20 protein-coding genes and 2 tRNA genes are annotated in these 26,746 nt (G+C 49.3%); 17 read left to right on the forward strand and 5 right to left on the reverse strand.

The genetic code is table 11. From position 1 onward, the window contains the following. Positions 1-372: 372 nt before the first annotated feature. The 5 genes from DRJ53_RS18355 (at position 373) to DRJ53_RS18375 (ending at position 5,547) form a co-directional block, all read left to right on the forward strand. Complete coding sequence (locus tag DRJ53_RS18355; protein WP_162303924.1) at positions 373-1,044, forward strand: uracil-DNA glycosylase family protein; 672 nt, start codon at positions 373-375, stop codon at positions 1,042-1,044. A 214-nt stretch (positions 1,045-1,258) separates the two neighbouring features. Then, positions 1,259-2,659: an MATE family efflux transporter gene (locus tag DRJ53_RS18360; protein WP_206609825.1), complete on the forward strand. Its 1,401-nt coding sequence runs from the start codon at positions 1,259-1,261 to the stop codon at positions 2,657-2,659. Positions 2,660-2,784: 125 nt separating this feature from the next. Further along, entirely contained in the window at positions 2,785-3,315 is a 531-nt protein-coding gene (locus DRJ53_RS18365) for a VanZ family protein (RefSeq protein WP_114237120.1), read from the forward strand. Between the two features lie 71 nt (positions 3,316-3,386). Further along, positions 3,387-4,430, forward strand: a complete 1,044-nt coding sequence (locus DRJ53_RS18370) for an AI-2E family transporter (RefSeq protein WP_114237121.1) — start codon at positions 3,387-3,389, stop codon at positions 4,428-4,430. 352 nt (positions 4,431-4,782) lie between these two features. After that, positions 4,783-5,547, forward strand: coding sequence for a murein L,D-transpeptidase catalytic domain family protein (locus tag DRJ53_RS18375; protein WP_114237122.1), 765 nt, complete (start codon positions 4,783-4,785; stop codon positions 5,545-5,547). Positions 5,548-6,211: 664 nt separating this feature from the next. Here DRJ53_RS18375 and DRJ53_RS18380 read toward each other — a convergent pair. Together DRJ53_RS18380 and DRJ53_RS18385 are read right to left on the reverse strand one after the other, a co-directional pair. Then, positions 6,212-8,146: a peptidylprolyl isomerase gene (locus tag DRJ53_RS18380; RefSeq protein ID WP_114237123.1), complete on the reverse strand. Its 1,935-nt coding sequence runs from the start codon at positions 8,144-8,146 to the stop codon at positions 6,212-6,214. 58 nt (positions 8,147-8,204) lie between these two features. Then, on the reverse strand, positions 8,205-9,668 hold the full coding sequence (locus DRJ53_RS18385) for a TlpA family protein disulfide reductase (protein WP_162303925.1): 1,464 nt from the start codon (positions 9,666-9,668) through the stop codon (positions 8,205-8,207). 202 nt (positions 9,669-9,870) lie between these two features. Here DRJ53_RS18385 and rlmD point away from each other — a divergent pair, with 202 nt between their 5' ends. The 7 genes from rlmD to DRJ53_RS18420 all read left to right on the forward strand — a co-directional run bounded on the left by rlmD (position 9,871) and on the right by DRJ53_RS18420 (position 17,630). Then, on the forward strand, positions 9,871-11,376 hold the full coding sequence (rlmD, locus tag DRJ53_RS18390; RefSeq protein WP_114237125.1) for a 23S rRNA (uracil(1939)-C(5))-methyltransferase RlmD: 1,506 nt from the start codon (positions 9,871-9,873) through the stop codon (positions 11,374-11,376). Between the two features lie 4 nt (positions 11,377-11,380). Then, the gene (locus tag DRJ53_RS18395) at positions 11,381-12,001 is read left to right on the forward strand and encodes a rhomboid family intramembrane serine protease (RefSeq protein ID WP_114237126.1); all 621 of its coding nucleotides are present in this window, start codon (positions 11,381-11,383) and stop codon (positions 11,999-12,001) included. 37 nt (positions 12,002-12,038) lie between these two features. Then, complete coding sequence (locus tag DRJ53_RS18400) at positions 12,039-12,968, forward strand: rhomboid family intramembrane serine protease (protein WP_114237127.1); 930 nt, start codon at positions 12,039-12,041, stop codon at positions 12,966-12,968. Between the two features lie 196 nt (positions 12,969-13,164). Continuing rightward, complete coding sequence (locus DRJ53_RS18405; protein WP_114237128.1) at positions 13,165-14,283, forward strand: endonuclease/exonuclease/phosphatase family protein; 1,119 nt, start codon at positions 13,165-13,167, stop codon at positions 14,281-14,283. A 145-nt stretch (positions 14,284-14,428) separates the two neighbouring features. Further along, positions 14,429-15,928, forward strand: a complete 1,500-nt coding sequence (gene cysS, locus DRJ53_RS18410) for a cysteine--tRNA ligase (protein ID WP_114237129.1) — start codon at positions 14,429-14,431, stop codon at positions 15,926-15,928. Between the two features lie 207 nt (positions 15,929-16,135). Next, the gene (locus DRJ53_RS18415; protein ID WP_114237130.1) at positions 16,136-16,585 is read left to right on the forward strand and encodes a putative signal transducing protein; all 450 of its coding nucleotides are present in this window, start codon (positions 16,136-16,138) and stop codon (positions 16,583-16,585) included. A gap of 148 nt (positions 16,586-16,733) precedes the next feature. Then, positions 16,734-17,630, forward strand: a complete 897-nt coding sequence (locus DRJ53_RS18420; RefSeq protein WP_241558616.1) for a sterol desaturase family protein — start codon at positions 16,734-16,736, stop codon at positions 17,628-17,630. A 326-nt stretch (positions 17,631-17,956) separates the two neighbouring features. Here the strand turns inward: DRJ53_RS18420 and DRJ53_RS18425 are convergent, their stop codons facing one another. Then, positions 17,957-19,702 carry a M3 family oligoendopeptidase gene (locus tag DRJ53_RS18425; RefSeq protein WP_114237132.1) on the reverse strand — a complete coding sequence of 582 codons (1,746 nt, stop codon included), beginning with the start codon at positions 19,700-19,702 and terminating at the stop codon, positions 17,957-17,959. Between the two features lie 89 nt (positions 19,703-19,791). Next, on the reverse strand, positions 19,792-20,289 hold the full coding sequence (locus DRJ53_RS18430; RefSeq protein WP_114237133.1) for a DUF5606 family protein: 498 nt from the start codon (positions 20,287-20,289) through the stop codon (positions 19,792-19,794). Positions 20,290-20,838: 549 nt separating this feature from the next. On the opposite strand from DRJ53_RS18430, the gene DRJ53_RS18440 reads away from it, so the two are divergent. The 5 genes from DRJ53_RS18440 (at position 20,839) to DRJ53_RS18460 (ending at position 24,054) form a co-directional block, all read left to right on the forward strand. Beyond that, the gene (locus DRJ53_RS18440) at positions 20,839-21,564 is read left to right on the forward strand and encodes an outer membrane beta-barrel protein (RefSeq protein ID WP_114237135.1); all 726 of its coding nucleotides are present in this window, start codon (positions 20,839-20,841) and stop codon (positions 21,562-21,564) included. Between the two features lie 475 nt (positions 21,565-22,039). Next, positions 22,040-23,383, forward strand: a complete 1,344-nt coding sequence (hflX, locus tag DRJ53_RS18445; RefSeq protein ID WP_240040703.1) for a GTPase HflX — start codon at positions 22,040-22,042, stop codon at positions 23,381-23,383. Positions 23,384-23,425: 42 nt separating this feature from the next. Next, positions 23,426-23,767, forward strand: a complete 342-nt coding sequence (locus tag DRJ53_RS18450; protein ID WP_114237136.1) for a Rieske (2Fe-2S) protein — start codon at positions 23,426-23,428, stop codon at positions 23,765-23,767. 108 nt (positions 23,768-23,875) lie between these two features. After that, positions 23,876-23,949, forward strand: a tRNA-Asn gene (locus DRJ53_RS18455). Between the two features lie 31 nt (positions 23,950-23,980). Continuing rightward, positions 23,981-24,054: transfer RNA gene (locus DRJ53_RS18460), tRNA-Asn, on the forward strand. A 63-nt stretch (positions 24,055-24,117) separates the two neighbouring features. On the opposite strand, the gene DRJ53_RS18465 is transcribed toward DRJ53_RS18460, so the two are convergent. Then, positions 24,118-26,550 (reverse strand): AIPR family protein, encoded by a 2,433-nt coding sequence (locus DRJ53_RS18465; RefSeq protein ID WP_206609826.1) that lies wholly within the window; start codon positions 26,548-26,550, stop codon positions 24,118-24,120. Positions 26,551-26,746: the final 196 nt, after the last annotated feature.

Consider the following 26,746-nt stretch of genomic DNA (forward strand, 5'->3'; position numbering starts at 1 on the left):
CCGGTAGTTGGCTGCGGGCAACAAAGCAAATGTGCCACCCAGGGAATGATTACCCCCAGCAGCGGGATACATATTGCCTTAAAAATGCCGTCTCTAATCATAGGTATACACCAGCAACCGTAGTGGCCTGCCCTCCTTTCAAAGCTAAATTTCGGTTGGGCCAAATGGAGCCATATTGTGTTTACAGGAGTATATACATTACAAGTGGCAAACCGCCCCTGGCCTGCATTTCACGGCCGGGCTTGCCAAATAAGGGTTCAGGATCGCTTTGTCATGTTTCGGCAGGCATTCATCAGGATTAGGACACCCATTTTCATCCAAAACGGGTTTCGTTATATTGCGCCTGCTGCAACCCATGTGCGGCATGTGTGTATGGAAACTTGGGCCAAATTTTTACGGCAGTATTACCTGCAACTGCAACCACCGCGGCCACTGCCGAATGGCATAGATTGGCTGTACCCGCAGCAGCATGCCGAAGTGCAGGAAACATTCCGCCGCTTTTTTGATCGCTACTTTGCCGATAAGGGCAAGCGCACCCTTATGCTGGGCATCAACCCGGGCAGGTTTGGCGCCGGGGTTACCGGTGTAAACTTTACGGCACCACGCCAGCTTACACAGCAATGCGGCATCGACCACCCGTTTAAAGACCAGAGCGAACTGTCGGCCGAATTTATTTACGACATGATTGCAGCCTACGGCGGCCCAACCGATTTTTATAAAGATGTGTTCATTGGATCAGTATGCCCGCTGGGTTTTGTGCAGGGTGGTAAAAACCTGAATTACTACGACGACAAAGCGCTGTTGCAAACAGTGGAACCGTTCATTATTGACAGCATCCAGCAACTGGTGGATTTTAGGGTGCACCGAAAAAGATGCGTGTGCATTGGCGGCGAAAAAAACTACAAACACCTGTTACGCTGGAATGCGCAGCACCAGTGGTTCGATGAAATAGTGCCGGTGCCGCATCCGCGGTTTGTGATGCAATACCGCCGCCGGCAAAAGGCGGAGTTTATTGATCAATACCTGCAGGCAATTGCCGGTTGATGCAGTTACGCCTGCCGTTCATCCCCTAAAAAATCTTTTTTATACAACTGCGCTGCATCATATAAAATCATTTTCTACTTTAGCCGCCTCAATGCTACGCATTATGAAGCTCATCTTCTAGGTCTGCACCAAAAGACCATTTTACTACATCTCCATTTTTACGGGTACGCATACCCGTGACACTTCTATTTTTTTACAACCAACGAACTTTTTTATGACGCAAATAGTAATGCGCCGGCAAAAGGCTGCGCATTGGATGGGTCTGATTAAACAGGCCCTGCGCGGCGAAGACCATGATTTTACCACCGGCAGTTTAAAGCGGGCCATTTTTATGCTCGCCATCCCCATGATCCTGGAAATGATGATGGAATCGGTGTTTGCCGTGGTGGATATATTTTTTGTAGGCAAACTGGGCAAAGAGGCCGTGTCTACCGTTATTTTAACCGAAAGCATCTTAACGCTGTTGTACTCGGCGGCCATTGCATTTAGTGTAGGCGCCACGGCGCTGGTGGCCCGCCGCGTAGGCGAAAAAGATGGCGAAGCCGCATCGCATACCGGCGCACAGGCCATTAACCTGGGCGTTATGGTGGCGCTGGTGGTAACAGTACTGGGTATTATTTATGCCCGCGAAATGCTGGTGCTGATGGGCGCCTCCGAAGCGGTGCTGCAGGTGGGTGTGCCTTATACCCGCATTGTATTTGGCAGTAGCATTTCCATTTTACTGCTGTTCCTCATCAACGGTGTTTTTCGCGGTGCAGGCAATGCGGCCATTGCCATGCGGTCGTTGTGGCTGGCCAATGGCTGCAATATTGTATTGTGCCCGCTGCTCATACATTTCTGGGGATTATCGGGTGCTGCAATGGCCACTGCCACAGGGCGCAGCATTGGTGTGTTGTACCAGTTGTACCACCTGCGTAAAGGCGGCAAAATACTGAAGTTGCTGGGCCGCCACTACCGGCTCGACTGGCCCATCATCCGCTCCTTGTTTTCCATTTCATGGGTAGGTTTTGTGCAGTTCTTTATTGCATCGGCCAGTTGGATTTTCCTGGCCCGTATCATGACCTCGTTTGAAAACGATGCGGCTTTTGCAGGCTACGGTGTGGCCATTCGCATTGTGATGTTTTTTCTGCTGCCTGCATGGGGGCTGAGCAATGCAGCCGCTACGTTGGTGGGCCAAAGCCTGGGCGCTAAAGACCCGCTGCGTGCCGAGCAAAGTGTGTGGCAAACGGCCCGCTTCAGTGCAGTGTTTATGGCGTTGGTTACGGCGTTGTTCCTCTTGTTTGCCGAAGGCATTGTGGGCTTTATGAATAAAGACCCGGAAGTGGCCCGTTACGCCGTGCTTTCCCTGCGCATTATTTCGCTGGGCTATATTTTTTACGGCGTGGGCATGGTGATGGCCAATGCATTCAACGGTGCCGGCGATACCAAAACGCCCACCATCATCAATTTCTTTGGGTTTTGGACGTTTCAGATACCGCTGGCTTACTTGTTGGCCATTGTGCTGGGCATGGGGCCACTGGGTGTGTTCATTGCCATTCCGGTGGCGGAAACGGCTATTGCCATAACCGCTTTTGTATTGTTTAAAAAGGGCAAATGGAAAACAAAAAGTATTTAAGGCGATAAAACTTGTTGTCCAATGGTATAGTTGCCTGATTAGAAAATATCCCTTGCTACTTAGCGTTCAACTGTTGTTGGTATTGCAATGCCAACAACAGTTTATTTTTTTACACGCAAAATGCTATGCAGCCATCCAGCCAACAAAAATTAAGCAAAGCCAATATCGCCAACAAGCTAACTGTTGCGCTTTTGGTTATTTACCTGGCAATACCTTGCTGGATATTGCTGTTGAAATTGGGCGTTCGGTTTTCTTACATGCATGAGCGGAGTTTTAACCTGATCCCGTTCAGCAAAGCGGATATCGGTGAAATGGTTTTAAATGTGCTGGCTTTTGTACCCTTGGGCCTTTATGCAGCAATGCTGTTTGTGCATTGGCACTGGGGTAAAATATTATTGCTTTGTTGCGGCTTTAGCGTGTTGATTGAAAGCATTCAGTTTGCATTGGCCATTGGTGCCTTTGATATTACCGATATCATCACCAACACTACCGGCGGGCTGATTGGCTTGGCGCTATTTTATGCAATTGGAAAAGCATTTGGCAACCGCGGCAAGGCACAGCGATTCTTTAATGTGCTGGCCACTATTGCAACTGCTACGCTGGTTTTATTTTTATTTCTGTTGAAGATGAATTTGTTGCCAATTAGGTATCAGTAGCGCTAAGCTTTGTGTCAACCGCCCCGGCCCGATTTTTTGTACTTTCACTATTCCGGCTTACGGATCAGTTTATGAACCCCAACAACACCATCGATTCCAACCTGCTGCGGCAGATTTTTTTTATTGTTCTGATTCTTTTCCTGGGCATTGTGCTGTTTCGAGAGCTGGCGTTTTTCCTGTCGGCGTTGCTGGGTGCGGTTACGTTTTACATCATTATGCGCGACCGCATGTTTTACCTTACCGAAAAACGCAAATGGCGCCCCGCCACCGCAGCGTGGGTGCTCATGCTGCTTTCGTTCTTCGTGATCCTGGTGCCTATTGGCCTGTTGGGCAACATACTGTATTCCAAGATCAGCTATGTGGTTACCCACTCCGGCGAGGTACTAGCTTCCATTAAAAAACTCGCTGCCGAAATTCACCAGAAAATTGGTTACCAACTCATCAACCCCAACGCCATCAACCAACTGGGGCCATACCTGGGCCGCATTTTGCCCAAAGTGCTGGGCGTAACAGCCAATACCATCACCATTATTGCCGTCATGTATTTTGTGCTCTATTTTATGCTGGTCAATGGCCGCCGCATGGAAGACTCGTTGTACGAATACATTCCGCTCAAAGACGGCAACGTGGAACTGCTGGGCAACGAGCTGCGCCGCAACGTGGTAACCAATACCATTGGTATTCCGCTCATTGCGCTTATTCAAGGCCTTGTGGGACTGGTGGGTTATCTTATTTTGGGTATCGATGAACCTTTTGTTTGGTTTGTGGCCACCTGCGTATCAGCCATGGTGCCGGTGGTGGGCGCTGCCCTGGTCTATGTGCCGCTCACCATTATGCTGCTGGTGCAGGGCGATACGGTAAGAGGCGTGATCATGGGCCTTTGGGGCTTTTTGCTTATTGGGCTGGTAGATAACCTGTTTCGGTTTGTGCTCAATAAAAAGCTGGGCGACATTCACCCGCTCATTACCATCTTTGGCGTTATTGCCGGTGTGCAACTGTTTGGGTTCATCGGTATCATCTTCGGGCCGCTGCTCATTTCCATGTTCATCCTGCTGCTGCGCATTTACTCCTCCGAATTTTTTATTAAAAAGCGGGAAAGCCGCCGGGTAAAATAAAAGATCAGGTGTGGCAAAATATCCGCCATTCAGGCGGAAACAAGCTTTACCATTACGTTGATTTTCCGCTACTTAAACAATATTTTTGATATTGTTATGACCATTTTTGGGGTAAAAAACGGACATTTGCTTACCAAAAAAGCAGTCCTGCTTTTAGGTCATCAGCTTACATTTTCAAATAAAATAAGGAGTATAAATACGAGAGGCTTAAGGGGAAACACCTGAGCTTGCAGCGTGTTTGTGCTTAATTTATTGAAAATGATAAAGTTTTCTAGTAAATAATTTTCTGGAACAAGGACAGCTTTTTACTTTCACACCGTCGGCGTTCCAATAATCCTAAAAACCTAAAGCCTTGAGCAAACAGTTTCTGCCCATCATCCTTTCCACCGTAGCGGTTGCAGCTTCGCTGTTCCCTGCGCTGAAGGCTGGCAGTGAGGACGCCCCCAAACACATGGCCGCCCCGGCCGCTATTGTTGCGCCTGCTGCACCTGTAGCCAACCTCGATAATAAAAGCATTGCCGCCGCTGCCGCCACCGAGCTGTTCGATAGCCTGCAGCTGGATAAGCTGGGTCTTTCCCTCGATGCCCTGCAATATGCTTATACCGGATACCTCAACCTGAAAGATAAAGGTGCGTTGCAAAATGATGCGCTGCTGTCTATTTGCGATTTCAGCCAATCATCTTTTAAAAAGCGTTTGTACATCATTGATGTCAAAAACTTCAAGGTGTTGAAAAATACCTATGTGGCGCATGGCAAAAACACCGGCCTGCAATATGCCACCAACTTTTCCAACACGCCTGAATCCTTGCAAAGCAGCCTTGGTTTTTTTGTAACCAAAGGCACTTATAGCGGCAAGCACGGTTTGTCGCTGCGCCTGGAAGGCAAGGAAGTGGGCATTAACCACAAAGCCGAGGAACGTGCTATTGTTATGCACGGCGCCGATTATATTGGTGCGCACCGACTGAAGGCCGCCTATATGGGCCGCAGCTTTGGCTGCCCCGCAGTGCCGCAAGCCGAGTCGGCAGAGGTGATCAACACGATTAAAAACGGATCCGTTTTATTTATTTACCATCCTTCGAAGAGTTACCTGCACGGAAGCAAATTACTCAACGCCTGATTTGGACGCAACAAGGATGGATGAACAAAGCCCGCCGTACCCTATGGTTGGGCTTTTGTTTTTTTGGGAAACGAATGGTGAGGAATGTCGAACAGACGAATTTCGAAGTTGGAGGGAGAATATCGAACAAGGAACAAGGAATGTTGAATGACGAAGGAGAAAAGTCAGGAAGGCAATTATTGGATTATTGATAATTGATTATTGTTTTTCGGTGAGCAAAATAAAAAGGAAAAGCAGTTGCGTTTCGATAAAACAAGGATCTATAAACCGTGTCAATATTGGGCGTAGCCCAAACCCGTTGGTAGCAATTAGATAAATATCAGTATCCCGTTGGGCATGGCCCAACCCTAAAAGCAGCATTGCATTTTTGCAGCAATAACGTTTCAATCCACAGGGTTGATCTACGATCAACAATCCGCAATTGATTTGCGTTTCCCCTGTGCTACCAACAGGTTTGGGCTACGCCCAAATATTAATATTTGTACCAACAGCATTTAGGCATATTGCCACTACCTAATAATCCAATAATCAGAAATTAATAATCATTCAATCATTGGCTGTTCCCTTCTGCGGTTCAACATTCCTTGTTCCTTGTTCGATATTCTTTTCCCAATTACCTCTGTTCGACATTCCTTGTCCGGCTGTTCGACATTCTTCCCCTTACTCACCTGTTCTTTTGTTCGATATTTTTCAGCTCCGCTTCATTCACCCAAACCGGGTATTTTTTGCGCAGGCTGTCGATCCATTCCTTTTCCTTCAGCGCCTGGTAATCGTTGGTCACCACGCCCCTCGATTCTTCAAAACTGCGCTGCACCGGCTGGTTGTACACCTGCAGCACCAGCGCAAAAGAAGCCGAGCCGTCGCCTTCAGTTACCTGCACTTTGCTCACTGCGCCGCGCTTAAAAGACAGGCTGGCGGCACCGGGCAGGTTGCTCCATTCAAACCGGGCCGAATCGGCGGTAATGCTTTCTTCATACGCCGCCATCAGCTTGCGCCATTGCGCAGGGGCCTTTTGTACTTGTGCCGCCAGCTTTTGCGCATCGGCTGCACTGGTGGCATAAAACAGCACCGCATCGGCACTGCGGCTCCAACGGTATTGAGCAGTATTGGCATCGTAAAAACGGCGCAGTCCACCACTGTCCGATTGCACCGGCGTCCACAACTCCCGCTGCATGATCTCGAAAAACAGGTTGCCTTCCCGGAACTCCGCCATCTGGTTGCGAAAATCATCGTTGTAGGCTTCCAGGTTTTCGGCATAATGATCCATAGCCTGCGCTGCCACATACTCCTGCCACAGTTGCGCAAACGGCTTGGTGCCGCTGCCATCTTCCTGCACATGAAAATTCCGCGCATAATCCAGCCAGGCATCAACGGTGTAGGGCTCGTTACCCAACCGGAACAGCACCGCGGTGCCACTTAATTCATTAGGGCCGGTGGTATTGGCCAGGGTCCGCTTGGTGCGGCTTTCCAGCGCAGCCATCACCACGGCGGTGGGCGCTGTGTAACCGGCCTGCTGCAATACTTTTTGCACCAATTGATCTTTGGTAGCGGCCATGCGGTCGCTGGACTGTACTTTTTCGCGGAGCGCTAAAAGGGCTGCTTCGGTTTGTTGGGCAGGCACCGGAATTCTTTTTATTCTTTTTACCAGATGCACGCCATGCGCTGTTTCAAAAGGTGCACTGATGGCGCCGTCTTTTGCCAACCCGAAAGCTACTTTTTCAAAAAGGGGATCGTACTGACCCACACCAAACTCTGGCATCAGGCCATCAGCGCCAGCCGATACCGGGTCGTTGCTCCATCGTTCGGCAAGGGTTTCAAACGATGCGCCTTTTTTAATGGCGGCATAAATGGAGTCGGCCCTTTTGCGCAACGCCGCTTTTTCGGCCGGCGTGGCATCGGGCGGATAAGCCAGCAAAATCTGCGCAGCACGCATGCGGCCCAGGGCCTTGCGGCCCTCATCTACTTTAATGATGTGGTAACCGGCGCTGGAGCGGTGCAGGGGCGACAAGCCACCAACAGGAGTAGCATACGCCAGATTTTCGATATTGTAAGGCAAGGAAAAAACAGTGACGAACCCAATGCCGCCGCCGTTGGCCGCTGCCGATGGATCATCGGAATATTGGCGGGCCACCTGCGCAAACGGGGCGCCGCTGCGCAACTTGTTGTATGCTTCTGTTGCTTTTTTAAATGCGGCTGCCGTATCGCGGTCGCCGGCGGCATTTTGCAGCGCAACAAAAATGTGGCTTACACTTAAATCTTTTTGCGACCGGTTGAAAGCTTCTTCCGTCAGTTGGCGCACACCCTGCGGATCGTTGAGGTAGCCGGGCAGCACCTGAGCCCGCAGGCCTTCGAGGTCGGTTTTAAATTGCGGCAACGTATCGTAGCCCCGGCTGCGGGCCTCTTTGATCTTGAGCTTTGAAGCGATGTATAGTTGCAGGTAATCGTTCAGGGCTTTGGCCGAATGGCCGCTTGTGTTGTTTTTGCGGTACGCATACAAAAACTCCTGCACCGATATGCTGTCGTTGCCAATGGTAAACAGCGTTTGGGCTGGCGCCTGCAGCGCAACAAAAAGTAATGCGGGGATAAGCAGTTTTTTCATAAGAATGTTGTGCGGCGTTCAAGGTACGGACGACAATGTTTTCGCCCTCCATTCGATCTTATTTTCCGCCCTTGCGGCGGTGTTCCAGTATTTCGTCTACCTGTTGTTCGGTTAGTTTTTTGGCAATGATGCGTTTGTCTTTATCCAGCAAATAAAGGGTTGGAAAACTCTGCACATCGTACAGCTGCGAGTAGCTGGGTGTGCCCGCATCCACACGGGCCTTTTCCGATGCACGGCTGTAGTACACATGCGTCCAGTCGTTCAGCTTGTGCTCTTTGATAAAACTGGTCCAGGTTTCCCTGGTGCCTTCGCTTTCTTTGGCCATGCCAAAAAGCGCCACGCCTTGCGCTTTCCATTTGGCTGCATGCAGGCTGTCGATGCGCGGCACTACTTCCTTACAGTGGCCGCAGGTAGGGTCCCAAATGGTTACCAGCGTGTAAGGCGACTTGATGCCATACAGCGATTTTTGTTTGCCATCTAGGCCGGGCAATTCAATATCCGAAGCAGGGTTGCCCGTAAGATTGGCCATCAGGCTGTAGGCCCGGTCGGTAATTACTTTTTTGCCTTGGTCAGTCAGCCAAGGGTATGTCTTGTTGGAAAAATATTTTTCAAACAGGTGCACAAACACGGCGTCCTCCCACATGTATTGCTGGTTGAGGTAGCGGTTGGCAAATTTGAGCAGCAAAAATTTTTGCATCTCCTCGTTGATGGATGCGTAACCCAGCATCCAGTCCAATTCTTTTTTCACCGAATCGGCAACCGGGTACACCAGCTGCGCAAAATATTTGTCGAGCCGCGGCTCAAAAAACGGCGTCCGCACCAGGCGCTCATCCCAAAAGTTTACGCCGTCCCAATAATGCGCTTTGTAGTATTTGTAACCAAACAGGGAATCCCTTGCAGCATCGGGGTGGTTCTGCGGCACTTCGGGCTCCCGCATGGCTTTGAGCAGCGTGGCCAAAATACCATTTGGGTCCTTCGTCATGATATCGGTGCGGTATTGCTGCACGTCTTTTTGCAACTTTTGGATTTCGCCGCTCAGGCGCACTGAGTCGGCAGGAGCACTGCCGCTGCGCTGGCGCATCAGTGCATCAATAGCACGGCCGCTGCGGCCCATGGCTTTTTGATAATCTAGGAAAGCCACATTTTCCGGCGAGCCTGTAAACTGAATGTTTTCCATTTGCGCCGTATCGGCCACCACCGAAAAGCGCTGGTTCTTGTCTACCAGTATTTCAAAGTTGCGCGACCGGTCGGGGAAGCCCACGAGGTAAATGCCGCCGCCCAGTTTTTTGCTCCCTTTAAAAACACCTTCGCCTTGTGCGTTCAGTTTTACAGAATCAACAATGGGCAACTGCTTGCCGTAATAGTGACCAAGATAAATGTATTCGTTCTTGAGGGGCTTGAGGGTTACCTTGATTTCATACCCATCGGCAGCGGCGGCGGGATTTGCAGCCGGTTTGCTTTGGGCAAAAGAAGGGGTGTATGCAGCAGTGGCAAAAAGGCTTAGGATCAGCAGGTGCTTCATGGAATACATGGGTTGTTTGAAGAGTTCGCCAGTTCACGGCTTCACAAGTTAGTTAACGTGTGAACCCGTAAACCTGTGAACTGCTAAAATGGCTCGTAAAAATAATACATCCGGGCACCGCCGCTGCAAAAGGGTTGTTAGTTTCCTCTTAAACCAACCGGCGCCTCCCTGCAGCTAAGGCAAAGGGCGTACTTTTGGAGCCGTGAGAAAAAAGAAAAACATTGTTTTGGAAAGCCTGCTGGTGCAGGACTACGCCGCCGAAGGCAAATCGCTGGCGCGGCAGGAAGGAAAAGTGATTTTTATTGAAGGGGCCGTTCCCGGCGATGTGGTTGATGTGCGGCTGGGAAAATCGAAGAAAGACTGGGCCGAAGGCCAGGTCATCAACATCCGCGAATATTCTAATGAACGGGTGGAACCTTTTTGCCAGCATTTTGGCATTTGCGGCGGCTGCCAGTGGCAAATGCTCCCTTACGAAAAGCAACTCCAATTCAAGCATAGGCAAGTAGAGGAAGTGCTCAAGCGCATCGGCAAAGTGGAGCTCCCCGAGTTTTTGCCCATTACCGGCGCCGGCGAAACCCGCTTTTACCGCAATAAGCTGGAATATACTTTCAGCACCAAAGAATTTACCGCCAGCAAACCGCCGCCCAGGCCACGTTTGCTCAAAGGCGGCGTGTGGTCGCAGCCCGAAGGGGAAGCTAATGGCGTAACTTTTCGCAACGACGGTGAGCCGGATGCAACCGCTGCACCAGCAGCACAGAACCCAGGCGCACTGGGCTTTCACGCCAAAGGCTTTTTTGATAAAGTGGTGCACATTGAAAAATGCTGGCTGCAGCCCGAGCCTACCAATGAGATCCGCAACGCCATCCGCCAATATGCTGCAGAACACGGCCTTACGTTCTATGACATCCGGGCACATGTGGGCTTTTTGCGCACCATGCAGATACGCATCTGTACCACTGGCGAGGTAATGGTAAACCTGGTGGTGGGTGAGGACCATCCAAAAAAATTGCAACCGCTGCTGCAGTTCCTGGTCGACCAGTTTCCGCAAATCACTTCGCTGTTGTACACCATCAATTTAAAATGGAACGACTCCTTGCACGACTTGGAGCCGCAGGTGTTCAAAGGCAAAGGTTTTGTGGTGGAAGCGCTGGAAGATTTCCGCTTCAAGATCGGGCCCAAATCGTTTTTCCAAACCAATAGCCGTCAGGGCGAAAAGCTGTACCAGATCACCCGCGACTTTGCCGAACTGGATGGCACCCAAACCGTTTACGACCTGTATTGCGGCACAGGATCCATCGGTATTTTTTGCAGCCGTGGTGCTAAAAAGATCATCGGTGTGGAAGTGATTGAAGCTGCCGTGGAGGATGCCAAGGAAAATGCGGCGCTGAACGGAATGGAGCACGGCGTGTTTTTTAGTGGCGATGTAATTGATGTGTGCAACGATGAATTTTTTGCGCAGCATGGCCGCCCCGATGTGCTCATTACCGACCCGCCCCGTGCCGGTATGCACGAAAAGCTGGTGCATAAAATTTTAGAGATTGCAGCACCCACCGTGGTGTATGTAAGCTGCAACCCGGCCACCCAGGCCCGCGACCTGGCGCTGCTGGATGCCAAATACAGGGTAACGAAAGTGCAGCCGGTGGATATGTTTCCGCATACGCATCATATTGAAAACGTAGTGCAGTTAAAACTAAGAAGTAAGGAGTAACAAGATGAGTAATTTCAAATCGTATGGACGAAATCCGTGGCCCCCGGTTGTTAAATATCTGGTCATTGTAAATGTGGTGGTGTTTATAGCACAGGTACTACTCGATCCGCAGATTGGATTGACTGTAAACTATCTGGCGCTGCACCCGCTGGACGCTCCTGATTTTTCGCCCTACCAGGTCATTACCCATATGTTTTCGCATGCCAATATTGGCCACATCCTGTTCAACATGTTTGGCCTGTGGATGTTTGGCCGGGAGTTGGAAAATATTTGGGGCAGCAAGCGTTTCCTGAATTTTTACCTCATTAGCGGCATTGGCGCAGCGGTTTTTCACCTGCTGGTGCAGCAGGTAATGGGCACCTACAGTATTGCCATCGGTGCATCGGGTGCTGTGATGGGCATTTTTGCGGGCTTTGCCTACCTGTTTCCCAACACGCCACTGATGCTGTTGTTCTTTCCGGTTCCCATCAAAGCAAAATGGCTGATGATTGGCCTGATTGCTTTTGACGTATTTGGGGGCATCCGGGGTGGTGATAATATTGCGCATTTTGCACACCTGGGCGGAGCCTTAACCGGATTTATCATGGTATGGATTTGGAACCGTGACAAAAGGCGGTTTTATTAAACAATTTTTGACTGTTTCTTGTAACTTTATTTTCATCATGAGCTATTACCGACAACAAAACAGAAGCAGGCTAACAGTGGGTCAGGACGGTAACTCATTGGTAATGCTGATTGCCATCAACCTGGTGGCTTTTGTCCTGCTGGCCTTTATCAAGGTCATCTACTATTTTACCTACGGAAAAGAAGGGGTGCCCATTTACCACGACCAGGTGCTGGACTGGGTGGCGCTTCCGGCCGATTTCTCCACTTTTATTAGCCGTCCCTGGACGCTGATCACCCATTTTATTGTGCACGACAGCGTGTGGCACATCATTGCCAACATGCTGTGGATGTGGTGCTTTGGCTATATTTTCCAGGACCTGGCCGGCAATCGAAAACTGATTCCCGTTTTTATCTATGGCGCACTGGCAGGTGCCGTGGCGTTCATGCTTTCGTACAACCTGCTGCCACCGCTGCGCGAACACCTGTCTGAGGCCAGTGCCATCGGTGCATCGGCCGGTGTAATGGCCATTGCCATTGCCGCTACTGCGCTGGCGCCCAATTACCGCATTTTCCCCATGATCAATGGCGGCATCCCGTTGTGGGTGCTCACCATGCTGTTTGCCATCATCGACCTGGCTACCATACCGTACAATAACCCCGGCGGGCATATAGCTCACCTGGCCGGTGCCGGTACCGGTTTTTTGCTGATCGTGGTTTTGCGCAAAGGCTACGACTGGAGCCTGTGGATGAACAATTTGTACGACTGGGCCAACAATTTGGCCAACCCCGACAAACCCAAAAAAGGTAAAGAGTTGAAAACGCAGTTGTTTTATAAAAGCAATGTGCAGCCTTTTAAAAAACGCAGCAATGTAACGCAACAGCGCATCGATGACATACTGGACAAGATCAACCAGAAAGGTTACCAGTCGCTGAGCGAAGAAGAAAAAGAAATCCTGAAACGGGCCAGCCAGGAAGACCTGATGTAAACCCGCTGCAATGTTTGATGATCGATAAAATAAATGGCTCCTTCCGGGGCCATTTATTTTGTGGGCATTATTTTTTAGCAAACAGAAAACCGGTTTGGCCACTCCGTTACCTGTTGCTGTTATAGGTAAATGAATTGCAGTGGACGGATGGGCCTGTTCATTTTCAAAATTGGCCATTGTCTTTTAAATTGCATGAATGGCAGTTAGTTTCACGCGGTTTGCAAAACAGATGTTTGTATTCTTTCATGTAGCAGCTGCCCTCCTGTTTTTACTGGCTTGCTATGGTCCCTACCTGTCGCCGGAGCGGTGGTGGTTTTTGTCTTTTCTTGGGTTGGGTTTTGCCATACTACTGGCCGTGCTCATTTTCTTTATTTTTTTCTGGATTGTGTTTGCCCCGCGCTACATGCTTATTTCGCTGCTGGCCATGGCACTGGGCTGGAAGGCCATTACCTCGTTCATCACGCTGCGGCCCCTGCCCGATTTTGTGGCGCAAAAAGCGCCCGACACGCTCCGCGTAATGCATTGGAATGTGGCCCGTTTTCTGGAATTGCGCCGCAACGACAACAACAAAAGCCGCGTACGTGCCCGCATGCTCGACATCATCAAACGGCAGGATGCCGACGTGCTGTGTTTCCAGGAATTTTACCACTCAACCGACCCACAGTACTATGACAATCTCAATTACATACAACAAGAGCTGAACTACCCGCATGTATATTTTACCTGGATGGAAGACGGCGGCAAACAATGGTTTGGACAGGCTATTTTTTCGCGGTTCCCGATTGTAGACACTGCCAAACTGGTGTTTCCCAAACCGGGCCTGCCCGAAACCCTGCTGCGTGCCGATATTGCTTTTGGCGGAGATACGGTGCGGGTAATGACCACGCACCTGCAATCGGTGCAGTTTAAAAAAGAAGACTACGAATCGCTGGAAGAAATAAAAAGCCGTGAAGACAGCATGCTGCAAAACTCCCGCAGCATTTTTTCCAAGCTGAAAAGGGCCGCTGTGATCCGTGGCGAGCAGGCCGCTTTGGTGCGTGCCGAAATGGAGCGGAGCCCGCACCCCATCATCATTACCGGCGACCTGAACGATGTGCCCAACTCCTACACCTATTACACCATTGGCAAAGGCATGCAGGATGCGTTTTTGAGAAAAGGATTTGGCATCGGCCGCACATACTCGGGCATTTCACCCACCCTGCGCATCGATTATATTTTGACCAGCAAAAGCTTCGAGGTGGTGCAATTTCAGCGCATTGTGCGGCAGCTATCCGACCACTATGCGCTGGTGACCGATCTGAAGTGGAAGAAATAGCTATTGGCTTTTATCTTTTATGCCGTTAGCAAAATACATCTCCGGTTTGACAGCTCATTTTTCCTGACGAACCGATTCTCCCCAAGCTAATAGCCAATAGCTAACAGCGAATAGCTACTTTTGCCCTCCCAACTATTGGCGCAATATGAAGGAGCTGCACGTTTACAATTCTTATTCAAGAGCAAAGGAAAAATTTGAACCCCTGGTGCCCGGCCACGTAGGCATGTATGTGTGCGGCCCCACTGTTAGTGGCGAAAGCCACCTGGGCCATGCACGGCCCTACATTACGTTCGACCTCGTGTATCGCTACCTTACCCACCTGGGTTATAAAGTGCGGTATGTGCGCAATATTACCGATGCCGGTCATTTTGAAGAAGAAGGCCGCGAAGCAGAAGACAAGATCTCTAAAAAAGCAGTGATCGAAAAGCTGGAACCCATGGAGCTGGTGCAGAAATACACCAACCTGTTTCATTGGGCCATGGACCAGTTCAATACCGTGCCGCCTTCTATTGAACCCACAGCCACCGGCCATATCGTGGAGCAGATCGGGATGATACAAGAACTGATCCGCCAGGGTTATGCTTACGAAATAAACGGCAGCGTTTATTTTGATGTACGCAAATATGCCGAGGGCCACGACTATGGCAAACTCAGCGGCCGCGTAATTGACGAAATGCTGGAAACCACCCGCGAACTGGAAGGCCAAGATGAAAAACGCAACAAAGCCGATTTTGCGCTGTGGAAAGCGGCGCCGCCGGAGCACATCATGCGGTGGAACTCTCCCTGGGGCGAAGGCTTTCCGGGCTGGCACATCGAGTGCTCGGCCATGGCCACCAAATACCTGGGCAAACAGTTCGATATTCATGGCGGCGGCATGGACCTGCAGTTTCCGCACCACGAAAGCGAGATTGCACAAAGCACCATTTGCAACCATACGCCTCCGGTTCGGTACTGGATGCACAACAACATGATCACCATCAACGGCCGGAAGATGGGCAAAAGCTACAACAACGTGATCCGGTTAACGGAGTTGTTTAGAGGCGACCATCCCGAGCTGGAAAAGGCATATTCGCCGATGACGGTGCGCTTTTTTATTTTACAAACACATTACCGCAGCACATTGGACTTTGGCAACGAAGCGCTGCAAGCTGCCGAAAAAGGCCTGAAGCGCCTGATGGAAGCATACGAGTGGCTGCAAAAACAGCCCGCAGCCGATGACGCAGCAACTGTCACTCCAGACAACGAGTTGGAGGAAAAAGTAACCACATTGCTGGCTTCGTTTGCCGACAACATGAACGACGATTTTGGCACAGCGCGGGTGCTGGCATCCATGTTCGAGCTGGTGCCGGTAATCAACGGCATTAAAGATAAAGCCATTGCGCCGGGCACCTTGTCGGTAGCCACTTTTACCAAACTGCAGCAGGAGCTAAAGCTTTGGGTGGAAGATATTTTTGGCCTACGGCCAGAAACGGCGGCAGACAACGATAAGCTGCAGGGTGTGATGCAGGTGCTGATCAACATCCGCAAAGATGCCCGTGCCCGCAAGGACTGGGGCACATCCGACGCCATCCGCAACCAATTGGCGGCCATCGGCATCCAGTTGAAAGATGAAAAGGACGGCGGCATGGCGTGGACTATTGCCTAGGTGGTTGCTTGCTGCTGGTGGTCAGGCCACTCAAAGTGGCCAGACCACCAGCAAGGCCTTGACAAAAATCATAGCCCGCTGGGCGATAAGCACCTCTTGCAGGTGCTTTTTGGTGGGTGGTGCAAAGTGGGCTATTTGTAAATTTGTACACTTGCCATAGTTAGTGCAGGGTGTAACCAATGTTATCTACACTAAAAACAGGAGCCATTGGAAAAGTCCAATTATGCCAACAGCGGAGGCCGTGAGGGAAAAGGTATGAATTACGTTCAGCTACGCACTTTCGATAATTATATTGAAGCCAACATTGTGCTGGCAATGCTCCAGTCGGCGCACATCAACTGCCACCTTAAAGACGAACATACCGTTACCATTGACCCGCTGCTGAGCCCCGCCATTGGCGGCATGAAGCTGATGGTGCACCACGCCCATGCGGAACGTGCCTGGTCGCTGATGGATGAGGCCGAAGCGCAATACCTGAAAAATTTTGCCTGCCCTGTTTGCCATGCCCATGCACTCAAAGCCATTTCGGTGCACAAGCAGTACAAATGCCGCCTAGGCGCACTGGCCAGCATGCTGCTCAACGGCCAGGCCGTGGAGGTAAAAAAAATGTATCAATGCGAGGCCTGCGGCTACGATTTTAAAGAATTACCCAGGTAATTTGAATATTTGAAAATATGGAAATGGGGCTGCGCCAAATGGCGCAGCCCCATTTCCTTTGCTGCAGAAATATCTGTAAATTTCTTATTGACAATAAATGGTGAAGCCTTTGCTTCAAGTCATTTGCACATTTTCAAATTGCTCCCATATGATCGAATACTTCAACTCATTGGAGCAGCGGCCGCTGGAGCGCCTCGCTTTTTTGGTGGGCGGTATGTTGCTGTTGTGGCTGCTCGAAGGCGCTATTCCGCTGCTGTCGTTGCAGTATAAGAAAAACAAGTTGCGCCATGCAGGCATCAACTTTTCGTTTACCCTCATCCACTTGATTATCCATACCGGCTTTGCGGTAGTCATCGTGCTGCTTTCTGATTGGAGCCGTGCCCACAACTGGGGCCTGATTCAATGGCTGGGTGCCGGCACGCTGGGTGCCATCCTTATTTCTTTTTTCATACTCGATTTTTTTGGCGGCTGGCTGGTGCACCTGGTGCAGCACAAGACCGCACCGCTCTGGCGCTTTCATGTTATTCACCATTCCGATAACAACGTGGACGTAACCACTGGCCTGAGGCATCATCCGTTTGAAAGCGTGTTGCGTGGTGTGTTTTTCCTGGCCGGTGTGCTGGTGGCCGGTGCGCCCATGTATGCCGTTATGATCTTTCAAACAGCGCTGGTGCTGGCCACGCAGTTTACACACGCCAATATTCATTTGCCCCGCCGGCTCGATGCGGTGCTGAGTTATTTTTTGGTGTCGCCCAACATGCACAAGGTGCACCACCACTGGCAGCAGCCGTACACCGACAGCAACTACGGCGCAGTGCTGTCCATTTGGGACCGCATGTTTGGTACGTTTATGAAACTGGAACCCAACCAGATTCGGTATGGCCTGGACCGGTATTATCCCAACGAACACGACGAACATTTTGGCCGACTGATGGCGGCGCCTTTTAGGGAAATGAAGGACGTAGTGCATCAAAAACCTGGTGTGGAAACTAACCCACAACAACAGGTAGCAACAACTACACCTATTGAAGCAACTGCAAAATGAGTCTTTGTGATCGGCACCGCCATTGCGAGGCCGTGCATCCGTCATTGCGAGGCGCCGTAGCGGCTGAGTGCCGGATTACACCGGTGCGCCGAAGCAATCTCCCACTACCGTTTGGGTCTAATCGCTAACTACCGGGTTTGCCCGTGGGCAAAAAGGAGATTGCTTCGGCGCACAGAACTGATCCAACTACACCATACACTGTGCGCCTCGCAATGACGGGCAGGCGCACAGTGTATGGTATGGAATTAAAATAAAAAGCGGGATAAAACTTGATGGTCAAATTTTATCCCGCTTTTATATAACACATTCAAAAGATCAAATCATCATTACGCCACACCCGACTCCGATGGCCGCGAAATGGCTTCCATTTCCTGCTGCACAAACAGCATCAACTCACTGATATGGTTAGGCGAAAAATCGAAACGCAAACCTGCAGCTTCATATAACTCCGGCAGGGTGCGGGTGCCGCCCAGGCTTAGTGCATTGATGTAGTTCTGAACGGCAGTGTCTTTGTCTTCCTTGTACTGCTTCCACAGGCCGATGGCACCCAGTTGTGCAATGCCGTATTCAATGTAATAAAATGGCACTTCGTAGAGGTGCAACTGGCGCTGCCAGCCGTAGCGGCGGTATTCTTCCAGCCCGCTTACATCCATGGCAATAGAGGTAAACTCGTTTACAATACGGCGCCAGTTTTCGGCACGTTCTTCCAGCGTGTGGGTGGGGTGTTCGTACACCCAGTGCTGAAACTTATCGATCGTGGCAATCCACGGGAAAATGGTCAGCACCCGTTCCAGTTGGTGTTCCTTTGCGCGGCGCAGGTCTTCTTCATTGTCAAAAAATGTATCCCAGTAATCCATGCTGAACAGCTCCATGGTCATGGAGGCTACTTCGGCAATTTCCATGGGGTATTCTTTAAACGCCGTCAACTGCAGCGGATGCGCCAGGAAGGAGTGAATGGCGTGCCCGCCTTCGTGCACCATAGTGGTCACGTCGTGCATTTGGCCGGCGGCATTCATAAAAATAAATGGTGCGCCGGTTTCGGGCAGCGGGCAATTGTAGCCGCCTGGCGCCTTGCCTTTGCGGCTGTCCAGATCGAGGCGGCCCATTTCCCGCATCTTCAGCAGGCATTCGGCAAAAAACGGGTTCATGCGGCGGAAACAATCAATGGTCTTTTCCGTTAGTTCCTCACCGGTTTGAAAAGGCCGCAGCGGCTGCACGCCTTCGGGCTCTGCATCCACATCCCAGGGGCGCAGCGCATCGAGGCCGAGGCGCTGGCGTTTGCGGTCGTAAATAAAATCAACCAGCGGCAGCACGCTTGTTTTTACTGCTTCATGAAACTGCAGGCAATCTTCCTTGGTGTAATCAAAGCGGCCCAGTTCCACAAACTTATAGTCGCGGTAATTGTCAAAACCGGCGTTGCGGGCCACCTGCGTACGTTTTTCCACCAGCGAGGTAAACAGGTCATTGAGCTGTTCCTTATCCTGCAGGCGGCGTTCCTGTATTTTACGATAAACCGATTCGCGCAGGCTGCGGTCGGGGTTTTCCAAAAACTTGGCGGCCTGTTGCAGCGTGTATTCTTTGCCGTCTACCTCGATGGTCATTTTACCCGAAACAACGCCAAACTGCTGCGCCTGCACGGCAATATCGGCCTGCAGCTGTATGTTCTCTTCGCGAAACAGTTCGATGTTTTTTTGAACGGTACGCAGGTAGGTTTGATAACCTTCACCTTCAAGCTGGGAAACAAACGGGCTTTCCACCAGCTTGCGGTTTAGTTTATCGGCATAAGGCTGAATATGCGGCTGTATCTGCAGCACAAAATAATTGAAGGCTTCTTCCAGTTCCTTATTTTCCGTATCGCAGGTCATGCGGATCTGGCGCCACGCGGCGTCTTCGCCAATCACGGCTTCCACTTCGCTCAGGTCCTGCAGCCAGTGCTCCAGTTCAGTGGCGTTGTTGATGGGCCGGTCGAGCAGGTTTTGTAAAAAAGGCTCCAGCGACGGCCAGTCGGTGATGGTAAAATCTGCCGGTAAAAATTTGCGCGGCAGCTTTTGTATATCGGCTGTATAGGTCATATAGTTGCGGGTTTACTTACAATAAAAAATCCCTGAAAAAAGAAAAGGAGTGAAAGAGTGTGCCTCTTTTTCCTCCTTTCCGTTTTAATTTATTCTGCTTTCTTTCCTTTCTTGGGGGCTTTTTCCGGTTTGGCTTCGGCGGTTACCGGCTCCGGTACGTTCTCGGTTTCCAGCGGTTCGGCTTCGGCCTCATCAGTTTCAGCTTCTGCGGCTTTAATTTCAATGTTGGCATCGCGCAGCACTTCAAACCATTTCACCATTTTCTTCATGTCGCTGGCATAAACCCGCTCAAAATCCAGGTCGGGGTACACTTTTTCAAAATAAGCTTTCAGGGCTTTGTTGTCCTTGGCATCGGGCAGGGCCTCGCTGCTTTCTTTCATGGCCAGGAAAATGTCGGCCAGGTTCACGTTGTCGCGAATGGTATAAACTTCAATGCTTTCGAGGTGCGACAGGTTGTGCACCCGCGAAGCCACAAATTTTGTTGAATTATCGGCCAGCGAACGCACCAGTGCGCCATCGTTTTTGCTACTCAGTATTTCAAACAATCCGGAAAGGCCGGTGATCGCTACAATTCTGTTATACTCCATACCTAAAGTTTTTTGGAAGGTGCAATATACAAACCCCTCCGTTAACCGGGAAAGCCGGGCTTAAAAATGATGATTCGAAAAATGGGCCAAACGCGTCGCGGGCACTGCTATAAAAAAACCCCTGTAGAAACAGGGGTTCACATGAGAAAAACGTTTTGCAGGGACAAATGTATCGGCATAGGGGCAAGCACAGTATTAAATGCATGTTAATAAACGGGCACGGCTAACCGAAAATATGGCTGTGAAATCAGCGCAGGGCAACAGGTGCATTTTAATGATAAAATGGATCAGACGCTCCGACAACGGCATCCCCTGCAGCTTGCACCATTCATTTTTCCCCTGCGAAAAACGGCGATGGAGATTGCGCCATTTAAACTTTTGCCCGCTAACGCACCAAACCACCATTTGCCCAATGCCACGACAAAACCCCTTTCGCCAACAGGCCCAAATACGCTACTTTTGCCCCGCATACTGCACCGCCAAAGGCTTTGCGGCTGCTTAACCTTTCCTTAACGGCACGGCCCCTACATTTGATTTTTAACACCTGATATGAAATATTTTGCGCTTACTGCTTTGGCAATGATTTGTTCGCTGGCCCTTTTTGCCCAAACCGATACCACCACCCCGCGGCCCAAAACCACAGTGCCCCTGCCCCGCGCCAACGATCATTTTATGCTGCAGCTAGGCCACACCACCTGGTTGGGTGCCCCCGATTCGTTGCAACTGGGCGGCCTGCCCCGGACTTTCAACATGTATTTCCTGTTCGATTTTCCGTTTAAAACCAACACCCGCTTCAGCACCGCCATTGGCGCCGGCGTGGCCACCGATAACGTGTTTTTCGACAAAATGAGCGTAGAACTGGCCGGTACTTCCACCAACCTGCAGTTTCGCGACCTATCGGATACCAACCATTACAAAAAATACAAGGTGCACACTACATACATTGAGGCGCCCATCGAGTTGCGTTTTCGCAGCAACCCCGAAAACGACCGCCGCAGCTTTAAAGCAGCCATTGGCGTAAAAGTGGGCCTGCTGGTAAATGCCCACACCAAAGGCAAAGGCCTCGAAAACCGCAATGGCAACGATATTGGCAACCACACCCAAAAGATGCATTCCAAGCAATATTTCAACAGCAACCGCATTTCGCTGACCGGCCGCGTGGGCTATGGCAACTTCAGCCTGTTTGGCTCCTACGCCGCCACACCGCTGTTTAAAGAAGGCGTGGCCGCACAGATCCGCCCGCTGACCGTTGGCCTCACCATCAGCGGCCTGTAAGCAGCACTGATTTGTGTCTATATTTTATTAGCAGCCACTCACCTGAGTGGCTGTTTTGTTTTTATGTAGCCGGCATTGGTAATGCTATTGGGCTGCTGTTGCGTCGCACACTTGTACGTTCTGTATCGCTATTGAACTTTACCCATGCATCTGTAGGAGGCCGTTTACCGTTGTTAGCTGTCATGCCGAACTCGTTTCGGCATCCCCGTCATCTCGCGGAGTTTACCAAAGCACAAGGAGATGCCGAAACTAGTTCGGCATGACAGACACTGATTATACTAAGTGTCATACACCACCACTGGAATTATGCTCTTTGTCTATAATGTCTTTATACGCCATCACGCTTTTGCCCTGTCATCCTGAGCGCAGCGAAGGATCTGAGCCTTCACCAGCACAAACATAGAAATAACAAGTAGTCTGCCTTTTACTCAATAGTTCCTCATTTGCACAACTCAGATGCTTCGCTGCGCTCAGCATGACAAACACAAAGACCCAACAAAAAGCACCAAAGCGCAAAAGAAGAAAGAGAAATATAACCAATACCAACCCCATTCCTACCTGCCATTGGCGTGGCCCGGCCTTTGCTCGCTTTATCCGTATTTTTATCGTTGAAAATGTAGTGCACTATATGCTGGATAAATCGAACAAGATCAATAAAGAAGAACGGGCCGTGCTGGTAGGCGTGGTGCAGAAAGATCAGAAAGAACACCAGGTGCAGGAGTACCTCGAGGAGCTGGCGTTTTTGGCCGAAACTGCAGGAGCAGTAACCGTAAAGCGTTTTTACCAAAAACTGGCGCACCCCGACAGCCGCACTTTTGTGGGCAAGGGCAAGCTGCAGGAAATAGCCGAATACATCAAGAGTCGCGAAATTGACCTGCTCATTTTCGACGATGAACTGAACGGGTCGCAAATTTCCAACATCGAAAAAGAAGTGGGCATCAAGGTTATTGACCGCTCCGACCTCATCCTCGACATATTTGCCCGCAGGGCCAAAACCGCACAGGCCAAGGCGCAGGTGGAGCTGGCACAGTACCAGTACATTTTGCCCCGCCTGCGCGGTATGTGGAAACACCTCGAACGCCTGGGTGGTGGTATTGGTACCCGCGGCCCCGGTGAAACGGAAATTGAAACGGACCGCCGGATTGTGCGGGATAAGATTTCCTTGCTGCGCAACCGCCTCAAGGAAATAGACAAGCAGGCATACACCCAGCGCAAAGACCGCGGCGAGTTTATCCGCGTATCCCTGGTGGGTTATACCAACGTGGGCAAAAGCACCATCATGAACCTGCTGAGCAAAAGCGAGGTGCTGGCCGAGAACAAATTGTTTGCAACGCTGGACACCACCACCCGCAAAATTGTGTACGAAAGCACGCCGTTTTTGCTGAGCGACACGGTGGGTTTTATCCGCAAGTTGCCGCACCACCTGGTGGAAAGCTTTAAAAGCACCCTCGATGAAGTGCGGGAAGCCGACATCCTGCTGCACGTGGTGGATATTTCGCACCCCAACTACGAAGATCAGATTGGCGTGGTCAACAAAACGCTGCAGGAACTGGCAGCTTTTGAAAAGCCCATCATCACCATTTTCAATAAAATGGACCTGTACGAGCAGCACACCTTCGACGAGTGGCTGGAGGACGATACGAAGAAAGAAATTCTGCGCGACCTGGAAGAGCGCTGGCAGCGGGCCACCAACGACAACGCCATTTTTATTTCGGCGCTGGAGCGCACCAATATTGAGTTGCTGCGCAAAACCATCCTGGATAAAGTGCGGGAACTGTACCGGATACGCTACCCGTATAAAACGGAGTTTTTTTATTAATTGCGGCAAACAGGATTGTAGCGCTTAACCGGATTGACACGAATGGCGGATCAAATAAACTGGGTAAAAGTGGCCGAAAGCCCCGAAGAGATTGCTTTTGGCCCCAACAACCTGGCCGAGGCAATGGCCGGCGACAAGCGGGTGTGTATTGGAAAGTATAAAGAGGAATATTTTGCATTTGCCCCCAAATGCCCGCATGCCAGCGGCCCCATGGTAGATGGCTGGATCGATGCGCTGGGCAACGTGGTGTGCCCGCTGCACCGTTATAAATTTTGTATGAAAAACGGCCGCAACGTGTCGGGCGAAGGTTATTACCTGAAGCATTGGCCGGTAATGGTGGATGAAAATGGCGTTTTCGTGGGGCTGAAAACGGGCTTTTTTTAGGTTTATAGTAGCGGCAATGGGTTTTTCAGGAATTTTATTGATAAATAAGGCGTTGCTGTTTTGAGAAGAATTGAAAAACCCTATTTTTGCCCTCCCAAAAAGGGAAATTCCTCCTTAGCTCAGTTGGTTAGAGCATCTGACTGTTAATCAGAGGGTCGCTGGTTCAAGTCCAGCAGGGGGAGCTTTAAAAGCTCTGGTTCGATAAACATATTTTCCTCCTTAGCTCAGTTGGTTAGAGCATCTGACTGTTAATCAGAGGGTCTCAGGTTCAAGTCCTGAAGGGGGAGCTGAAGTAAAAGGGTTACAGAAGTGTAGCCCTTTTTTGTTTGGGATAAATTTTAATTGTTCACCTATACTTTTTCCAAATTTCTTTTATCAATTAATTGAACGTAATTCCAAGCATGGGCCAAATGCTTCATCGTAGGGATTGAACCTTTTTTAAGAGCATCACCTATCTGATCAAAGACAGCCGCATACTTAGCACCTTTACGCGTGGCCAGTTCTTTAATAAGAGAGAATTCAGATTTTATATTCCTGCCATTAGCAACAGCCTGATTATATTTATTGACAATAAAATCGACTGTCTGAACAAATGACCTATTTTCCTGAAATGTTATATTATCAAAAAACTCAGGGGTTTCTTTTCTAATTCTATGGATAAATTCAGACTCAAACTGCTGCTGGCTTAAGCTTATTGGTTCTGTATTCTGGATAGCTGACATAATCTCTGACAATTTAAGTTTTTCAGCTTTGGTTAGTTTATCTGAATATATTGCAGCAGCTGCTTCATAAAACTTATAAGTGTTTGCATATATCCGCGCTGATCCATAAAGCGGCACAAAATCAACTTCTGTATTTTCAGACTTCTTCTTTGCCCTTTTCTTCATTTCTTCTCTGGATAATGAATACTTTTTGATGATACTTCTCGCGTTATTGCCCTCCATAAAAGCACATATCTCTTTACTATCTATGATCCGATCCCACAGTTCTGCCTTTTTAGAGTATTCATTGTAGTCATCTGATGCAGCGTATTTCTTTATTAATTCATTCATCAACTTCATCAAATCACTAAAAAACTTACTGAGGTCATCTGCTAAGCCCTCATTCAGCCATAGCTTACCCAAGTCAAAAACTATTCCCTCTTTAGAGCCGTTTGCATAAGAATACAGCACAGAAATAGAATAGGGAACAACTGCTGCGCGGAGATTACCAAAAGAGTATTTTCCCGAGCCATAAATTTTTTCAAGGCTCCTGAACAGGATGATTTTAGAAATGAGCTCTTCATAAAAGCCTCTGTCGATCTCCGGACCCTTTTTACCTTTTTCATCAGCAGATAAACATTCTATAAAATCTCTAAACACCTTTTCGCCCCCTTTCTTTACCAGATATGGCTGATCGCCCCACGCAATAAAATATTTAGCCAGCTCTTCCTTGGAAAACCGCCTTTCTTTGGGATATTCTTTTTCAATTTTACTTCGGTCTTTTGGAGACTTGCGAATCAGGGTATTAAATTCTCCCTTTGCACGCTCAAAAAACCACTTCCTGCCGCCAGGAGTGACCACGCTGTCAGAAAGGGATTTTAATTTGAGCAGCTGGGGATTTCTTGAACGTAAATCCACTTTTGACACCTTATTCTGTGCATTGGAAAAGGTACTTATATTAGAAATAAGATCTTCAAGTTCTTCCTCTGTGGAGTCCTTTGCTACGTTTATTTTAGCCATCACCCTAACCTTACTTACATCAAGCCCGTCTTTTTTTGAAAAATAAATGGTGGCGGTTGTCTGCCCGCCATTTACAATTTGAAAGTCTTTTAAATACTTTATGTAAACCTTTCCGTCCTGCTCCACAGTTTCCTTTCCTGTTGCGGTAATAGTCAATCCGTTATTGTATGCAAGAAACTTCTCAGGAGACCTCCTGATAGTATCTTTAATGCCAGCATTCACCCCTTTAAACTGCAGGAAAGAGCGCACATTCTTTTCCAGCATCCTCGAGCTATATCTTTTGTATAATTCAAATAAAACTGTGGCAGGAAGCACACATAAATAAGATTCAAAATTATCCTCATCAGCGGCCTGAATGCTCTCGATAACATAATTGAATGGCGGCTCGTCAAAATGGATTTCCAAGGCCTCACGATTACCCTGTGATATAATAACGTTATAGAGGAAGTTCAGATCTATGAGCCTTTTGATGACAGTGATGTCCTTTGGAATGCTTTTCCTCTCTTTTGAGTAAGAAACCTTTATTGCTTCATCATCGAAATCTATTCTTTTAGGAGTTGGTTCCCCACTTCTGGTTTCGACAGTAGCCGTAGCGCTAAGCAAAAAAATCTCAACCACATCAATTTGTTCTGCTCCGGCAGAAGAAGCGAGGAAGGATATGAGCGCTTTTGAGGGACTCGAATCCTGAATTTCATCATCCAGGTATTTTTTAAAAGCCTTATTAACAAACCTGAATGCACGGGCAAACTGTTTCTCATAGTATGCCTTTTGCGTTATGAGAAGCTTACTTTCATCAGCTGCTATATCTATTGAATCTTCGTTCACAATAAAAATCTGCAGTCTTTCTCCTGATTCATTTACAGTATAGCCATTTATCTTTAGCTGCCCGTCTTCTGCAGTACAAAAACTATCATTACATTCTTCTGTCTCAATCAGCTTGGCATCATTAAGTGATGGCATACATTCATTCAGATAGGAAGCCTGTGATACAAAGCCATCTTCATCTTCACACTCTTTTAAAAGATCTATTCTGTATTTGAAGTACTCTTTAACTTCCATCATAATGTTTTTTTAGTGGTAATAAAACCATCAATCAGATTAACCCTGAGTGCATAACTAACCGTATTAATCGATGCCGGCAGTGCAGTGCATACGCCGGTCAAATTGATCCAGGTTGGCCGGTTTAATGTGACCCGGTTTGGCCGGAGCAAATTGATCCAGGCTGGCCGGAACAAACTGACCCACCTGGTGCACTGAT

Origin of the sequence: Paracnuella aquatica (genome assembly GCF_003332885.2) — a bacterium.
GTDB lineage: Bacteria > Bacteroidota > Bacteroidia > Chitinophagales > Chitinophagaceae > Flavisolibacter > Flavisolibacter aquaticus.

Bases quoted from the DNA above. Each gene is read 5' to 3' on its own strand.
- DRJ53_RS18440 (WP_114237135.1), top strand. From the start codon at position 20,839: ATGAAATATTTTGCGCTTACTGCTTTGGCAATGATTTGTTCGCTGGCC.
- DRJ53_RS18365 (WP_114237120.1), top strand. From the start codon at position 2,785: ATGCAGCCATCCAGCCAACAAAAATTAAGCAAAGCCAATATCGCCAAC.
- DRJ53_RS18360 (WP_206609825.1), top strand. From the start codon at position 1,259: ATGACGCAAATAGTAATGCGCCGGCAAAAGGCTGCGCATTGGATGGGT.
- DRJ53_RS18420 (WP_241558616.1), top strand. From the start codon at position 16,734: ATGATCGAATACTTCAACTCATTGGAGCAGCGGCCGCTGGAGCGCCTC.
- DRJ53_RS18395 (WP_114237126.1), top strand. From the start codon at position 11,381: ATGAGTAATTTCAAATCGTATGGACGAAATCCGTGGCCCCCGGTTGTT.
- DRJ53_RS18425 (WP_114237132.1), bottom strand. From the start codon at position 19,702: ATGACCTATACAGCCGATATACAAAAGCTGCCGCGCAAATTTTTACCG.
- DRJ53_RS18405 (WP_114237128.1), top strand. From the start codon at position 13,165: ATGGCAGTTAGTTTCACGCGGTTTGCAAAACAGATGTTTGTATTCTTT.
- DRJ53_RS18465 (WP_206609826.1), bottom strand. From the start codon at position 26,550: ATGATGGAAGTTAAAGAGTACTTCAAATACAGAATAGATCTTTTAAAA.
- DRJ53_RS18370 (WP_114237121.1), top strand. From the start codon at position 3,387: ATGAACCCCAACAACACCATCGATTCCAACCTGCTGCGGCAGATTTTT.
- hflX (WP_240040703.1), top strand. From the start codon at position 22,040: ATGACAAACACAAAGACCCAACAAAAAGCACCAAAGCGCAAAAGAAGA.
- DRJ53_RS18385 (WP_162303925.1), bottom strand. From the start codon at position 9,668: ATGAAGCACCTGCTGATCCTAAGCCTTTTTGCCACTGCTGCATACACC.
- DRJ53_RS18430 (WP_114237133.1), bottom strand. From the start codon at position 20,289: ATGGAGTATAACAGAATTGTAGCGATCACCGGCCTTTCCGGATTGTTT.
- DRJ53_RS18450 (WP_114237136.1), top strand. From the start codon at position 23,426: ATGGCGGATCAAATAAACTGGGTAAAAGTGGCCGAAAGCCCCGAAGAG.
- cysS (WP_114237129.1), top strand. From the start codon at position 14,429: ATGAAGGAGCTGCACGTTTACAATTCTTATTCAAGAGCAAAGGAAAAA.
- DRJ53_RS18400 (WP_114237127.1), top strand. From the start codon at position 12,039: ATGAGCTATTACCGACAACAAAACAGAAGCAGGCTAACAGTGGGTCAG.
- DRJ53_RS18380 (WP_114237123.1), bottom strand. From the start codon at position 8,146: ATGAAAAAACTGCTTATCCCCGCATTACTTTTTGTTGCGCTGCAGGCG.
- DRJ53_RS18355 (WP_162303924.1), top strand. From the start codon at position 373: ATGGAAACTTGGGCCAAATTTTTACGGCAGTATTACCTGCAACTGCAA.